Below are 14,302 nucleotides of genomic sequence, written 5' to 3'. Positions count from 1 at the left end.
CGGTAGGGAGGTGAGCGTCGGTGCCCGGCACGGTGATGGTCGTCGGCGTCGCGCGCTACCTGGGAGCCAGGATCGCCAGCTCGCTCTCCCGGGACCCGAAGGTAGAACGGGTAGTCGGCGTCGACGTCGTCCCGCCAGCGCGAGACGTCGGCCCACCAGGGGAGGACCTCAGCGCAGTCGAGTTCGTCGAGGCGGACATCACGACATCGGCGATTCACGAGGTCATCACCCAGGTCGGCCCGGACGTCGTGGTGCACATGAACATTCTGGCCACCAGATCCGATGCCGGCGGCCGGGCGCCGCAGAAGGAAATCAATGTCATCGGCACCATGCAACTTCTGGCGGCATGTCAGCGGTCAGAGACCGTACGCAAACTCGTCGTCAAGTCGTCGACCGCCGTGTACGGTGCGGGCCCCGGATCGCCGGCGTTGTTCTCCGAAGACATGGCGCAGGGTGCGATGACCCGTCGCGGCTACGAGAAGGATGCGAGCGAGGTCGAAGCATACATCCGCGGCTTCTCACGTCGTCGCCCCGACGTCGCGGTGACCATCCTTCGCCTGGCCAATGTCCTCGGCCCGATCATCCGGACGTCGTTGTCGGACTACTTCACGCTGCCGGCGGTGCCGGTCGTGTTCGGCCGGGACCCGCGGTTTCAGCTCGTCCATGAAGACGACGCCGTCGATGCCATCCATCTGGCTACGGGCGAGGACCGTCCGGGCATCTTTAACGTTGCCGGCGACGAATTCCTCGGCCTGAGCCAGGCCTTGTTGCGTGCTGGCCGGATGCCGGTGGCGCTGCCCAGCCTGGGCTCGCCGTTCGTGCGCGGCATCATGCGGCGTGCCGGGGTCGCGGATCTGGACGCGGTGCAGGTGCGTTTCTTGACGTACGGCCGTGGCGTGGACACGACGCGCATGCGTGACGAGCTGCGATTCACACCACGGTTTAGCACCGTGGAGACGTTCGACTCGTTTGCCGCCGCTCAATGTGGCCGGGCTCTGCTGGATCGGGGACGGCTCGCCACGGCCGAGCGAGCGGCGCGTTGCATGGTACGTACCTTCCGGGGAGATGGCGGATGACCGATGGTGAACCCGGAGAAGGCCATCCGGACACACGAGACGTCGCGGGAATGGCCGACGTGGCGAGCGACCGGTTCGACGAGGCCCAGTTGAGCGAGACCCGGTCGGATGAAACCGGGTTCGACGAGGCCCGGTTGGATCAGGCGCTGTCCTTCCTCGCGCGGCGGTTGTCCGGAGACTTCACGGTGGATCCGTTCGGGTTCGACGAAGACTTGACCGAGAGCGTCCTGTTGCCGGCCCTGCGTATGCTGTACCGGCACTGGTTTCGGGTCGAGGTGCGGGGGATGGAGAACGTGCCCTCCGACGGCGGGGCCCTGATCGTCGCCAATCATGCCGGGACGTTCCCGCTCGATTCGCTCATGCTGCAGGTGGCGGTCCACGACGAGCATCCGGCGGCGCGTCACCTGCGGACCTTGGCGGCGACACTCGTCTTCCAACTACCGGTCGTCTCCGATGTCGCACGCAAGAATGGCTCGACACTGGCATGCAATGAGGACGTCGCCGAACTGCTGTCCAGAGACGAGTTGGTCGGTGTCTGGCCCGAAGGGTTCAAGGGGATCGGCAAGCCATTCGCGGAGCGGTACCAGTTGCAGCGCTTCGGGCGTGGCGGTTTCGTGTCGGCCGCGATCCGTTCCGGAGCGCCGATCGTGCCTTGTTCGATCGTCGGAGCGGAGGAGACCTATCCGATGGTCGGCAATCTCGGCTTTCTCGCGCGCCTGCTACGGCTGCCGTACGCGCCGATTACGCCGACCTTTCCCTGGCTGGGGCCACTGGGCCTGGTGCCGCTGCCGTCGAAATGGATGATCGAGTTCGGCGAGCCGTTGGCAACGGATCAGTACGAGGTGGGTGCGGCAGAAGACCCGATGGTGGTGTTCGAACTCACGGACAACGTCCGTGACGTGATTCAGCAGACACTGCACGGCCTTCTCGAGAAACGCGGCAGCGCCTTCCCCCAATTCTCCCGCTCCGAATGATCATGTTTGGTACGTTTTCTCGGGCCATACCATGTCTGTAGACGTGTTACGGCCCGAGGAAACGTACCAAACATGATCATTCTGTAATGGCGGGTGGAGGTTGTGAGATGGCTGCGCCCAGGGTCGTCATGCTCGGCCGGCCGGGCTGTCACCTCTGTGATGATGCCCGGGTCGTCATCAGCCGGGTGTGCTCCGAGATCGGCGTGGATTGGGAGGAGCGCAGCATCGACGACGATGCACAGCTCGCGCAGCGCTATGGCGAGCAGATCCCGGTGACGTTCGTCGATGGCGAGCAACATGACTTCTGGTGGGTCGACGAGACACGTCTGAGACACGCGCTGAGCGCTCCATAGTCGAGAACATCCAAGATCGCAACTTTGTGCAGCGGTTCACAAGTGCCCTAGGGTGGGGGACATAATACGTTCCGCCGGTTTCAGTTACGACATCACCCCGGGTGTCTCGTGACTGATCCGGCCGATCGGGGAGTACCGTGAGCGGATCCGAGAGCTCGTTGATGAAGTTGGTCTCACCGCCTGTGCCGCGCGGTGTGCCCGAGGCAACGGTGGCGCGGCTGCCGTTGTACCTGCGGGCGCTGACGGCGCTGGCCGAACGCGGTGTAGCTACGGTTTCGTCTGACGAACTCGCCGAGACCTCGGGAGTGAATTCGGCGAAGCTGCGCAAGGATCTTTCGTATCTGGGCTCGTACGGTACCCGAGGCGTCGGCTACGAAGTGGAGTTCCTGCAGCATCAGATCTCCCGCGAGATCGGCCTGACCCAGGATTGGTCGGTCGCCATCGTGGGTATCGGTAATCTCGGTCACGCGCTGGCCAACTACGGTGGTTTCGCGTCTCGTGGCTTTCGCATCGCAGCGCTCTTGGACGCCGAGCCGGAGCGTGTCGGCACCGAGGTCGCGGGATTGCACGTGCGCCCGGTCGACGAGCTCGAACGGATCGTGACCGAGCACAACATAGCCATCGCGATCGTGGCGACGCCGGCCCATGCTGCTCAGGCGGTGTGCGATCGGCTGGTCGAAGTCGGCATCACCAGCATCCTGAACTTCGCCCCCGCGGTGGTGCAGGTTCCCGAAGGCGTGGTGCTTCGCAAGGTCGATCTTTCGACGGAGCTGCAGATTCTCGCTTACCACGAGCAACGTAGGAACGGTTCGGCGTTGGCACTGACCGCCGAGCAGGCAGTCGAGTTGGCCAAGGCGGTGCGTGGATGAGTGTCTTGGTAGTGGGCTTGTCGCACCGGAGCGCGCCCGTCGATGCCTTGGAGGACGTCGCGCTTGACGGCGAGGCAGTAACCAAGATCCTTGACGACGTGCACGGTGCCGCCCACCTCTCGGAAGCCGTGATCGTCGCCACGTGCAACCGGCTGGAGCTGTATGCCGATGCTGCGACGTTCCACGGCGGTATCGACGAGGCGGGCGCGCTGTTGTCGAGGCATACCGGCGTGCCGTTGGAACGGTTGACCCCATATTTCTATGTCCATTACGAGGAACGTGCCGTCTCGCACCTGTTCCATGTCGCGAGTGGGCTCGATTCCATGGTGGTCGGTGAAACGCAAATCTTGGGTCAGGTCCGCGAAGCCTTCCGGCTGGCGCAGACGTCCGGCGTGACCGGCCGGGTTCTCACCGAGCTGTTCCAGACGGCACTGCGCGTCGGCAAGCGGGCGCATGCCGAAACGGATATCGGTACGGCCGGGCGCTCGCTGGTGACGGTGGGCCTGGCATCGATCGTGCCGTCGATCGCGCGGTCCGAATCACAGCCCGTGGCGTCCAGCGGAACGTCGTGGCGTGAGCTGGTGAGCGGCTTAAGGGCCTTGGTAGTGGGGGCCGGCTCGATGTCAGCGCTGGCTGCCACCACCCTGGCCGAGGCTGGCGCCGAGGTCGTGATCGCGAACCGAACGCTCGATCACGGAAGCCGGATCGCGTCCTCGGTCGGAGGGCACGCCGTGCCGATGAGTGAGGTCGCCGACCACGTCGGTGAGGTCGACCTGCTTGTCTCGTGCACCGGAGCCGCAGGTGTGATCATTCCGTATGATCTCGTCGAGGCCGCCATGGAGTATCGCCGGGGCCGTCCGCTGGGAATTCTCGATCTCGCACTGCCGCATGATGTCGATGCCTCCGTGTCGGACGTGCCAGGCGTCGTACTCACGGATCTCTCCCGGTTGGCGCAGAAGCAGGATGCCGACGGTGGTGCGGTGGCCGACGACGTCGAAGCCGTCCGGGCGATCGTCGTTGAGGAAGTGTCGGGTTTCACGACGGCCCGCCGTGCGGCCCGGGTCGCGCCCACCGTCGTGGCGCTGCGGGAGATGGCCGACGAGGTCGTGGAGGCCGAGCTCGCCCGGATCGAGGGCCGGCTGCCCGATCTCGACGATCACGCGCGAAACGAGGTCCGGGCCACCGTCCGGCGGGTGGTCGACAAGCTCTTGCACTCGCCGACGGTGCGGGTCAAGGAACTCGCGTCCCAGCCAGACGGTGCTTCGTACGAGTCGGCGCTGCGCGAACTGTTCGCACTCGACCCGCGATCGGTGGAGGCCGTGGCGAAACCTGATACCACAACCGAATCGGCGAAGCGAGGTGAGAACTCGTGAGTTCTTCGCTGCGCCTCGGTACGCGCGCCAGCGCGCTTGCCATGGCTCAGGCGACGAGCGTCGCCGACGCCTTCACGGCCGCCACCGGTCGAGATGTCGAACTCGTGGAGATCACCACGAAGGGTGACGTGTCGAGCGAGCCCCTGGCCACCATGGGCGGTACCGGTGTCTTCGTGAGTGCCCTGCGTGAAGCGGTGCTGGACGGACGGGTGGATGTCGCCGTGCACTCGTTGAAGGACCTGCCCACCGCGTCGCCCGATGGGCTCGTTCTGGCAGCGGTGCCCGAGCGTGCCGATCCGCGCGATGCGCTGTGTGCGCGTGATGGTCTGGGCCTCGCCCAGCTTCCGCCCGGCTCGACGGTTGGTACCGGTTCGCCACGACGGGCAGCGCAGTTGCGCGCTCTCGGTCTCGACCTCGAGGTGGTGGAGATCCGTGGCAACGTCGACACCCGGCTGCGTAAGGTGACCGATGGTCAGCTCGACGCGGTCGTGCTCGCCTACGCGGGTCTCGGCCGCCTCGGCCGGACCGAGGCCGTGACCGAGATCCTCGATCCGCTCCAGCTCGTACCGGCACCCGGGCAGGGTGCTCTGGCGGTGGAATGCCGCGCCGCCGACGGTGAGCTCACCAGCGTGATGTCTGTCCTGGATGATCCCGGGACGCGTCCCGCGGTAGTGGCCGAACGCGCGCTGCTGGCCGAGCTCGAAGCGGGCTGCAGCGCTCCCGTCGGGGCATACGCTGTGACAGCAGAGGGAGAAACTCCAGAAGAAGATGAGCTCTACATCAGAGGCGTCGTCATCTCCGGCGATGGCTCGATGAGTATCCGCAAGTCCGCCACCGGCTCAGTCACCGAAGCCGAACGGCTCGGGCGAGAGCTCGCCCGAGAGATGCTCGAAGACGGAGCTGGGGCAGTTGTCGGTGCCGAGAAGCTGGTGCCGAAGAAGGAGAACGTCTCGTGACCACTCCGCGAAACGCGCCCAAGCGCACTGATCAAGGTGACGTCGTCTTTGTCGGTGCCGGCCCCGGAGACCCGGGGCTGCTGACCGTACGAGCCGTCGAAGCTCTGCGTGATGCCCATGTTGTCGTGCTCGATGAGCCGGCACACCACCAGATGCTCGAGCATGCCTCGGATCTCGTCGAAGTGGTGGACGTCGGCGTCGACGACGCTGGCGTGGCGCTGACTGCCGCGGCGCGAGGCCGGCGGCTGGTCCAGTCGGCGAAGAATGGACGCCGCGTGGTGCGGCTTCTCGAAGGCGACCCGTTCAGCCATCCGACCGGCGCTGACGAGGCGCTGGCCTGTGCGAAGGCAGGCGTACCGTTCGAGGCGGTTGCCGGTGTGGCGACGGGCACGGCGGTGCCCACGCACGCGGGTGTTCCCCTGGTGGCCGGGCGTCGGCGCAGTACCCAGTTGTTCGATGTCGGCGGGAAGCTCGATCTGCATTCGTGCGCCGCGGACACTCTCGTGTTCACCGGCGTCACGGAGCAACTCGGCGAGCTCGTCCAGAGTGTCGTCGATGCCGGTCGGGTGCCCAGCACCCCGGTGGCAGTGATCACCGCGGGCAGCACGGTGTCGCAGCAATCCGTGCTCGGCACACTCGCAGACATCGGGTCGGCGGTGAAGGCAGCGAAGATCGACGGCCCGTACGTCGTGATCGTTGGTGATGCGGTCGAACACCGCGACACGCTGTCGTGGTTCGAGACCAAGCCGTTGTTCGGGTGGCGTGTCCTGGTGCCGCGCACCAAGGAACAGGCCGGGTCGTTGACCGACTCGCTGCGTGGCTACGGCGCGGTACCCGAGGGCGTACCGACCATCTCGGTGGAGCCCCCACGTAACCCGCAACAGATCGACAAGGCAGTGCGGGGCATGGTCGAAGGGCGATACGAGTGGATCGCGTTCACATCGTTCAACGCACTGCGCGCGGTCAAGGAGAAGCTCATCGGCTACGGGCTCGACGCTCGCGCGCTGTCCGGGCTCAAGGTGGCCGCGGTAGGCGAGAAGACGGCACAGGCGCTGCGGGAATGGGGGATCGAACCCGATCTCGTGCCGTCGGGCGAGCAGTCTGCGGCCGGCTTGCTGGCCGACTGGCCGCCGTATGACGAGGTCCTCGACCCGATCAATCGGGTGTTCCTGCCCCGTGCGGACATCGCGACGGAGACGCTCGCGGCCGGCCTGATGGAGATGGGCTGGGAGGTCGACGACGTCACGGCGTACCGCACCGTGCGGGCCGCCCCGCCGCCGGCCAAGACCCGGGAAGCGATCAAGACGGGGAAGTTCGACGCGGTCGTGTTCACCTCGTCCTCCACGGTGCGAAACCTCGTCGGCATCGCAGGCAAGCCGCACGCGAACACCGTCATCGCGTGTATCGGGCCCGCAACGGCGAAGACGGCCGAGGAGCACGGCCTGCGTGTCGATGTGATGGCGCCGGAACCCTCCGTCGAATTGCTGGCGGACACGTTGGCCGAGTTCGGAGACTCCCGCCGGATGTCGTTGCTGGAGGCGGGCGAGCCGGTGCTCAAGCCGTCGCAACGGCGTCGCTCCGCGTCCCGGCGCAAGAGCGCGCAGTAGCACAAGCGCGCGCAGTAACATCGGGAGGTGTTCCCCTGCGCGTCAGCCGATGCGCACGTGAGATGTCTCGCCTGGTACTCGATCGGAGTGACACGGTGTCCTACCCAACGCAACGTCCGAGGCGGCTACGTCGTACACCGGCGATGCGCCGGCTGGTGAGCGAGACCTCGCTGGCGCCACGTCAGCTGGTGCTGCCGATGTTCGTCCGGGAGAACGCCGCCGAGCCCCGGACGGTGCCCTCGATGCCGGGGGTCGTACAGCACTCGATGGAGAGCCTTCGCAAGGCCGTGGTGGAGGCGGTGGAGGCTGGCGTCGGCGGGTTGATGCTCTTCGCCATTCCCGAGCACAAAGATGCTCGGGGATCCGGCGCGTACCATCCCGAGGGTGCGTTGAACTCGGCCATTCGCGAAGTGGTCGCCGAGGTCGGTGACGCCACGGTGGTCATGGCCGATCTCTGCCTCGACGAGTTCACCGATCACGGCCACTGTGGCCTCCTGACGGCTGACGGCACGGTGGACAATGACGCGACGCTGGACGCCTATCAGGAGATGGCCCGTGCCCAGGCCGAGGCCGGTGTGCACGTGGTGGGCCCGAGCGGGATGATGGACGGCCAGGTTGCTGCCGTACGAGAAGCGCTCGACGGAGCGGGCCACTCGGATGTCGCGATCTTGGCCTATGCCGCGAAGTACGCGTCTGCGTTCTACGGCCCCTTCCGCGACGCCGTCGAATCCACGTTGAGCGGCGATCGCCGTACCTACCAGCAAGATCCCGCCAACGTTGTCGAGGCGCTGCGCGAGGTCCGGCTGGACGTGGAGGAGGGCGCGGATATCGTGATGGTCAAACCGGCGATGTCGTATCTCGACGTCGTCGCCCGGGTCCGGTCGGCCGTCGACGTTCCCGTTGCGGCTTATCAGGTATCCGGCGAGTACGCCATGGTCGAGGCTGCCGCTGCGAACGGCTGGATCGATCGTGACCGTGCGGTGCTGGAATCGCTGGGGGCGATCCGCCGAGCGGGCGCCGAGATCATTCTCACGTACTGGGCCGTCGAAGCTGCTCGGTACCTGCGAAATTCCTAGTACGGCAGTCGGCCGAGCCGCGACGCAGCCCCCGGGGCCGACGTCCGCTCGGCACCGCCCGTGCCCGGAGGGGAAACGCGCGTCATCGGTCTCGCTGTACGAGTTCTTCCACGTGAGGCGCGTAGTTCGCGTCGTCCCAGTATCCGTTGTGGCCAGCGATGTCGTCGTTGAGCGTGGGAGGGTCGAGAAGTCTCCGGTCGACCATGGAATCGGCAGGAGCCGCTGGCTGCGCGAACGCCGGGTCGGGTTGGAGCACCCACGAGCCGATGGGGTCGGTGTGCCGGTAGAGATTGCGCCAGTGGCCCTCGGCGGCCTCCGCCAGCGATGCGATTGCCGGCCGGTCCAGGTAGGCGGGGAAGTAGCGAGCGTAGAGCCGGCGCAGGGGCGAGCCGAGCGTGACGAGACGGATCCGGGCCGCGACATCAGGTGGTAGCTGGCGCACCGTAGCCGCGGCGAGTACGGAGCCCTGGGAATGTCCAGAGAGCACGACCTCGGATCCGGGTGTGGCAGCGAGCTCCTGGACCCGCTTCACGAGGTCGGGCACTGCGCGCTCGCCGTAGGACGGTGGCGCGAGTGGATGCGCCGTGCGTGGCCAGAAGCTTCCGACGTCCCAGAGTATGCTCACGTTTCGGCGCATGCCCGGATGCCGCGCCGCGCGCCATGCCAGGCCGACGAGACCGATGGCGAAGGCTCCCATGAGCCAGGTGCCGAGCGCGGCAACGGTGGACAGTGGCGGTGTTTCGATGAGTTCCCAGTTGGCGGTCCCGGCCGCGTATACGCCGAGACCCGTTACCAGGAGCGCTCCGGCAGTGAACGCGACACCCCCGAGGACCCGCCCGAGACCTTCCGTGCCGGAGGCCAGGGCCGTCGAGAACGCGACCCTGCGCACCTCGGCACTGGCGGGGTCGGGTTGGTCTGACCTGTTCGCGTCCTGGTCTGACGCGCTCGCGTACTCGTTGGCGATCCGCCTGGTGAGCGGGCCGATTCGCCGGAGCACGGACAAGGCGACGGCTCCCAGCGCGACGAGTGTCGCCGCGAGGAGCACGACGGCGGCGACGCCTGCCCATGCAAACGTCGGCGGGAGTACCAGGGGGACATCTGTTGCCCAGGCTGCCTGGCGGGTCGCGAACGGCAGCGAATCGTCGTTGATGATCTGCTCGATACCGGCTCGTTCGTTCTCCGCGGTGACGTCGCTGAGCACGGGATGGCCGAGAAGGTCGGCGACACGGTAGGCGAGGCCGGCCGAGAATCCGCCGGCGACGAGAAAGGCGAGAGCGGCCGCAACCGGGGCGCCTAGTCCGAGCACAGCTGGCCGGAATCCGTCGGTGCCGAACGCCCACGGTCGTTGTGCGAGAACGGCGACGGTGAGCGCGATGAGGAGGACGACCGCCAGCCCGAAGGTCACCAGGATGGCGGCGCGGAGGCCGGGCAGCTGGCTCGCGTCGTCCCATGTGCCGTGGTCCCACATGGTGAAGAACGCGCCGCAGATGAGTGTGGCAGCGGCAAGATAGCGGGCAGTTCGCAGGACGCGGGGTACGTGCCCGGCCCGTCCGGTGATTCCCTCGGCGGCGACGAAGCCGATCGAGCTCGCCAGGACGGCCAGGGCGAGGACACACAGGGTGATGCCGAACGCGCGTGCCGGGCCGGATGCGGCCAGGATGGTGGATGGCCAGGTCACGATCGCTGCGAGCAGCGCCGTCGCCGCGGTGACGTGTGCGGAACGCAGCGCTGGCATTCCGGGGTTGCCGCGCCAGAACCGTGGCCGCGTCATGGGACGTTCCCCTTCGGTCACGATCGGCGCGTCCGGCTCCGGCGTGCCGCGGCGGAGCGGCTTGCGGCCGAGGAGGCCGATGGCGGGCACGACGGCCAGAGGTATCAGGGCGAAGGCGACGGTGCGCATACCGGGCTGGGCGAGCAATCCGTTGGCGAACGGTGTCGTGAGTGCCGACGACGTTCCGCAACGCCAGTTGCTGGCGCATTGCCAGCCTGCCAGATCCATGGTGATGTGTGCGGTGGTGAGGACGAGCGTGAGAGTGAGCGTGAGGCCGAACAGGCGTAGGAGCACCGTGGAGGCCCGGCCGCTGGCCGCGCGCAGGCGCCCGGCGTCGGCACGCACGGCGGGGAGCATCCAGTGCGCGAGATTCGTCAGCATGAACGGCAGCAACATCAGCCATCCGGCGCGGGCTGCCGGGCCGGAGGTGAGGTGCCCCCAGCTGTAGGCTTCCAGGCGGCGTGGAGCGTCGAGATCTGCGGACCGGCCACCGGGATAGGAGCGGCGGTAGAAGCCGGCCTTCTGATCTCCGGCAACGCGCTCCAGGATGGGATGGTCCAGAACGGTTTCCGGGCGCGTCCCGCTGACCCCGTGAATGCGTAGCTCCGTCTGGCCGTCGGTTCGAGTGTCGAGCCGATCGTCGTCGGCCATCGGCCTGCCCTCCCCTGTGGTCTGCCCCTCCGGGCTCGCTGGCATGTGGGATGGAAATCAGGGCACGATTATGCTGCCGGCCGTTTCGATATTCCCGCGTGCCTCGACGAAGCCCAGGGGAGGGGTGGATGGGAGATCCTCCCGGCGGTTGCGAGAATGGCGTAGTGAGTAACGACGACGCCCCACGCAGTGCGGAACTCTTCGATCGTGCCGAGGCCGTCATCCCGGGCGGAGTGAACTCACCGGTACGTGCCTTCAAGGCCGTGGGTGGGACGCCGCGGTTCATCCAGCATGCACGCGGACCATATGTCTACGACGCCGAGGGACGCGAGTACGTCGACCTGGTGTGTTCGTGGGGGCCGGTGATTCTGGGTCATGCGGATCCGCGTGTTGTCGACGCCGTGCAGTCGCAGGCGGCGCGGGGGGTGTCCTACGGTACCCCCACCGAACCGGAGGTCGAGCTCGCCGAAGAGATCGTGGCTCGCACCAGCGTCGAGCAGGTCCGCCTGGTCACCAGCGGAACCGAGGCGACGATGAGCGCGGTACGGCTGGCACGCGGGTACACGGGCCGGAGCAAGATCGTAAAGTTCGCGGGTCACTATCATGGGCACGTCGACGCGCTACTCGCCGCTGCTGGCAGCGGCGTCGCGACGTTTGGCCTGCCCGGCTCTCCAGGGGTCACCGACGCCACGACGGCCGAGACCATCGTCGTGCCGTACAACGACACCGAGGCGGTGAAGGCGGTCTTCGATCAGCATGGTGCGGAGATCGCCTGCATCATCGCGGAAGCCGCTGCGGGAAACATGGGCGCGATAGCGCCGCTCGACGGCTTCAACGCCTTCATCCGGGACACGGCGCACGCTCATGGAGCCTTGCTCGTTTTTGACGAGGTGATGACCGGATTCCGGGTGTCGCGCTCCGGATGGTACGGAATCGATGGCGTCGTTCCCGATCTCACGACGTTCGGCAAGGTCATGGGTGGCGGCTTTCCGGCTGCGGCGTTCGGTGGACGTGCAGAGATCATGAAACATCTCGCACCGGCCGGATCCGTGTATCAGTCGGGCACGCTGGCAGGCAACCCGGTGGCGGCCACGGCAGGAGTGACGACGCTGAGGTTGCTGGACGATGCCGTGTACAGCCACCTCGACACCACGATCCAGACGGTGGGGCGCCTCGCCGGGGAGGCCCTGGACGCAGCCGGGGTTCCGCACGTCGTGCAGTACGCCGGGAACTTGTTCACTGTCTTCTTCGTCGATCCAGATGTGGCCGTCACGGACTTCGAGGCCGCCCGCCGGTCCGATGCCCGGCAATTCGCGGCGTTCTTCCACGCAATGCTGGACGGCGGCGTTCACCTGCCTGCGTCGGCCTTCGAGTCGTGGTTCGTGAGTGCCGCGCACGACGACCGCGCGATGGAGCGCATTGCCGCTGCGCTGCCGGCCGCTGCCAGGGCAGCTGCGGAAGCTACGACGGAACGGAGCGCACGGTGATCTGTCCCGCTCGTCCGCGCGTTCGGGGCGATGATCAATGATGAGTATGAGCCGAGAGAACCAGGAGCTGGCCATCACGAGTGCCGCCGGGAGCACGACGACGAAGGTTCACCTGCTGCGGCACGGCGAGGTCGACAATCCGCGGGGCGTCCTGTATGGCCGTCTACCGAACTACCACCTGTCCGAACGGGGCCAGGCGATGGCAGAACGCCTCGCGCAGGTCCTGGCAGATCGGGACATCACGGTCCTGGTCACGTCGCCGCTGGAGCGTGCCGTGGAAACCGGCGCGCCGATTGCCAAGGCATTGGACCTGCAGCCCGATGTCGACGACGAGCTCATCGAGGCAGCGAACGTCTTCGAAGGGCTGCCCTTCGGCGTCGGTGACGGATCGCTGCGGCGTCCGCGGCATTGGCGCTACCTGCGCAATCCCTTCCGCCCGTCCTGGGGGGAACCCTATGTCGAGATCGCCGCGCGGATGCGCTCGGCGATGGACCGGGCGCGGCAAGCAGCGGCGGGGCACGAGGCGTTACTCGTCTCGCACCAGCTACCGATCTGGACGTTGCGTTCGGCGATCGAGGGCCGCCGGCTCTGGCATGATCCGCGCAAGCGGGAATGTGCGCTGGCGAGCCTGACGACATTCACCTACCGCGACGATGCCGTCGTATCGCTGGCCTACAGCGAGCCCGCGGCAGATCTCGCGCCGGATGCGGGACAGCAGACCTTCCCGGCAGGTGCGTGATGCGACGCCTGGGCATCGTGGCCGGAATGCTCGTGGTGCTCGTCGCCGGGTGCTCCGACGGTCAGGTCACTCGGGAGGCGTCGGAAGGGCAGGAGATTGGCTATATCGAGGGTGACGGCACGGTCAGCATGATCGCGCCGGAAGATCGTGACCCCGCGCCCGAGTTCGGTGGCCCGATCCTGGGCGAGGACGACGAGTTCTACCTCTCCGATGCCGAAGGCGACGTCATCGTCGTGAACGTCTGGGGGTCGTGGTGCCCGCCGTGCCGCAAGGAGGCCCCGGACCTTCAGGCCGTACACGAGGAGATGGCCGACGAGGGGGTGCAGTTCCTCGGCGTCAACACGAGGGACGGGCAATCCGAGACCGCTGCCCTGGCGTTCGAGGAGGAGTTCGGCATCACGTACCCGAGCATCGTCGACCCGCACGGTGAGCGGCTGCTGGCGTTCCGGGACACGTTGCCACCTGCCGCCATACCGAGCACGCTCGTCATCGATCGCGAGGGCCGGATAGCCGCACGGGTCCTTGGCCCCATCGGGCAGAACTCGCTTCAGGACATGGTCGCCGACATCGCGAGTGAGACGCCGCGCGAGGGTTCCGGCGACGACGCGGCCGATACATGAACCATGGGTAGTACGTTCGGTGAGGCAGTCCTGTCGGGATCGCTGGTCGTGGCGATCCCGGTGGCGGTGATCGCGGGACTGGTGTCCTTTCTCTCGCCGTGCGTTCTCCCGCTGGTGCCGGCATATCTGGGCTATGTCACCGGGCTTTCCGGTCCCGAGTTGGATCAGGCGGGCCGGGCCCGGTTGGCACTCGGCGTGAGCCTGTTCGTCCTCGGTTTCGGGGCGGTCTTCGTCTCGTATGGCGTCTTCTTCGGCGGCATCGGCATCGTGTTACGTGAACACGCGGACATCATCGTCCGGGTCATGGGCGTGTTCACCATCCTGCTGGGAATGGCTTTCGCCGGGTGGCTGCCCGGCGTGTCACGTCAGTGGAAACCGCAGGCGACTCCTGCCGTCGGCCTCGCGGGTGCGCCCGCCTTGGGGGTGGTGTTCGGGCTTGGGTGGACCCCGTGCATGGGGCCGACGCTCGCGGCGGTGCAGTTTCTCGCCTTCGACGAGGCTCACGCGGGCCGTGGTGCGCTGTTGTCGTTCATGTACACCGTCGGGCTCGGCCTGCCGCTGCTCCTGGCGGCTCTGGCGTATCAGCGGTCGATGCGGATGTTCAGCTGGCTACGCCGGCATCAGCTGGCGATCACCCGGTTCGGCGGCGTGATGCTGATCGTCCTCGGTGTCTTGCTGGCAAGTGGCCTGTGGGATGAGCTCATGCGACAGATGCAGGGCTGGATTACCGGATTCGAGGTCATCGTATGA

At 67.0% G+C, this 14,302-nt stretch carries 13 protein-coding genes; 12 read left to right on the top strand and 1 reads right to left on the bottom strand.

What is annotated here, in order from left to right; genetic code table 11:
* Positions 1-20: 20 nt before the first annotated feature.
* The 8 genes from DPM12_RS13535 to hemB all read left to right on the top strand — a co-directional run bounded on the left by DPM12_RS13535 (position 21) and on the right by hemB (position 8,284).
* A complete protein-coding gene (locus DPM12_RS13535; RefSeq protein WP_112258857.1) occupies positions 21-1,076 on the top strand; it encodes an NAD-dependent epimerase/dehydratase family protein in 1,056 nt (351 codons plus the stop codon).
* Positions 983-2,050: a lysophospholipid acyltransferase family protein gene (locus tag DPM12_RS13530; RefSeq protein ID WP_112258856.1), complete on the top strand. Its 1,068-nt coding sequence runs from the start codon at positions 983-985 to the stop codon at positions 2,048-2,050. The genes DPM12_RS13535 and DPM12_RS13530 overlap by 94 nt, the downstream gene beginning before the upstream one ends.
* 107 nt (positions 2,051-2,157) lie before the next feature.
* A complete protein-coding gene (locus DPM12_RS13525) occupies positions 2,158-2,403 on the top strand; it encodes a glutaredoxin family protein (RefSeq protein WP_112258855.1) in 246 nt (81 codons plus the stop codon).
* Between the two features lie 161 nt (positions 2,404-2,564).
* The gene (locus DPM12_RS13520) at positions 2,565-3,272 is read left to right on the top strand and encodes a redox-sensing transcriptional repressor Rex (RefSeq protein ID WP_112258921.1); all 708 of its coding nucleotides are present in this window, start codon (positions 2,565-2,567) and stop codon (positions 3,270-3,272) included.
* On the top strand, positions 3,269-4,645 hold the full coding sequence (locus DPM12_RS13515) for a glutamyl-tRNA reductase (protein WP_112258854.1): 1,377 nt from the start codon (positions 3,269-3,271) through the stop codon (positions 4,643-4,645). Before DPM12_RS13520 ends, DPM12_RS13515 begins: the two co-directional genes overlap by 4 nt.
* The gene (hemC, locus tag DPM12_RS13510; RefSeq protein ID WP_211658960.1) at positions 4,642-5,601 is read left to right on the top strand and encodes a hydroxymethylbilane synthase; all 960 of its coding nucleotides are present in this window, start codon (positions 4,642-4,644) and stop codon (positions 5,599-5,601) included. Before DPM12_RS13515 ends, hemC begins: the two co-directional genes overlap by 4 nt.
* The gene (locus DPM12_RS13505) at positions 5,598-7,208 is read left to right on the top strand and encodes a bifunctional uroporphyrinogen-III C-methyltransferase/uroporphyrinogen-III synthase (protein WP_112258853.1); all 1,611 of its coding nucleotides are present in this window, start codon (positions 5,598-5,600) and stop codon (positions 7,206-7,208) included. Before hemC ends, DPM12_RS13505 begins: the two co-directional genes overlap by 4 nt.
* A 95-nt stretch (positions 7,209-7,303) precedes the next feature.
* Complete coding sequence (hemB, locus tag DPM12_RS13500; protein WP_112258919.1) at positions 7,304-8,284, top strand: porphobilinogen synthase; 981 nt, start codon at positions 7,304-7,306, stop codon at positions 8,282-8,284.
* Between the two features lie 82 nt (positions 8,285-8,366).
* Here hemB and DPM12_RS13495 read toward each other — a convergent pair whose 3' ends face one another.
* Positions 8,367-10,706 (bottom strand): lipase family protein, encoded by a 2,340-nt coding sequence (locus DPM12_RS13495; RefSeq protein WP_112258852.1) that lies wholly within the window; start codon positions 10,704-10,706, stop codon positions 8,367-8,369.
* 164 nt (positions 10,707-10,870) lie between these two features.
* Here DPM12_RS13495 and hemL point away from each other — a divergent pair, with 164 nt between their 5' ends.
* From hemL to DPM12_RS13475, 4 genes are read left to right on the top strand one after another with little or no spacing between them, the layout of a single operon-like run.
* Positions 10,871-12,193, top strand: coding sequence for a glutamate-1-semialdehyde 2,1-aminomutase (hemL, locus tag DPM12_RS13490; protein WP_211658958.1), 1,323 nt, complete (start codon positions 10,871-10,873; stop codon positions 12,191-12,193).
* A gap of 40 nt (positions 12,194-12,233) precedes the next feature.
* Positions 12,234-12,932, top strand: a complete 699-nt coding sequence (locus DPM12_RS13485; RefSeq protein ID WP_245951276.1) for a histidine phosphatase family protein — start codon at positions 12,234-12,236, stop codon at positions 12,930-12,932.
* Positions 12,932-13,552: a TlpA family protein disulfide reductase gene (locus tag DPM12_RS13480; protein WP_112258849.1), complete on the top strand. Its 621-nt coding sequence runs from the start codon at positions 12,932-12,934 to the stop codon at positions 13,550-13,552. Before DPM12_RS13485 ends, DPM12_RS13480 begins: the two co-directional genes overlap by 1 nt.
* A gap of 3 nt (positions 13,553-13,555) precedes the next feature.
* The gene (locus DPM12_RS13475; RefSeq protein ID WP_112258848.1) at positions 13,556-14,302 is read left to right on the top strand and encodes a cytochrome c biogenesis CcdA family protein; all 747 of its coding nucleotides are present in this window, start codon (positions 13,556-13,558) and stop codon (positions 14,300-14,302) included.

The sequence above is a fragment of the Phytoactinopolyspora halophila genome, from assembly GCF_003287285.1.
In the GTDB taxonomy this organism is placed as follows: Bacteria; Actinomycetota; Actinomycetes; order Jiangellales; family Jiangellaceae; genus Phytoactinopolyspora_A; species Phytoactinopolyspora_A halophila.
Note: the sequence above shows the minus strand (reverse complement) of the source record. Positions and strands in the feature narration are given on the sequence as shown.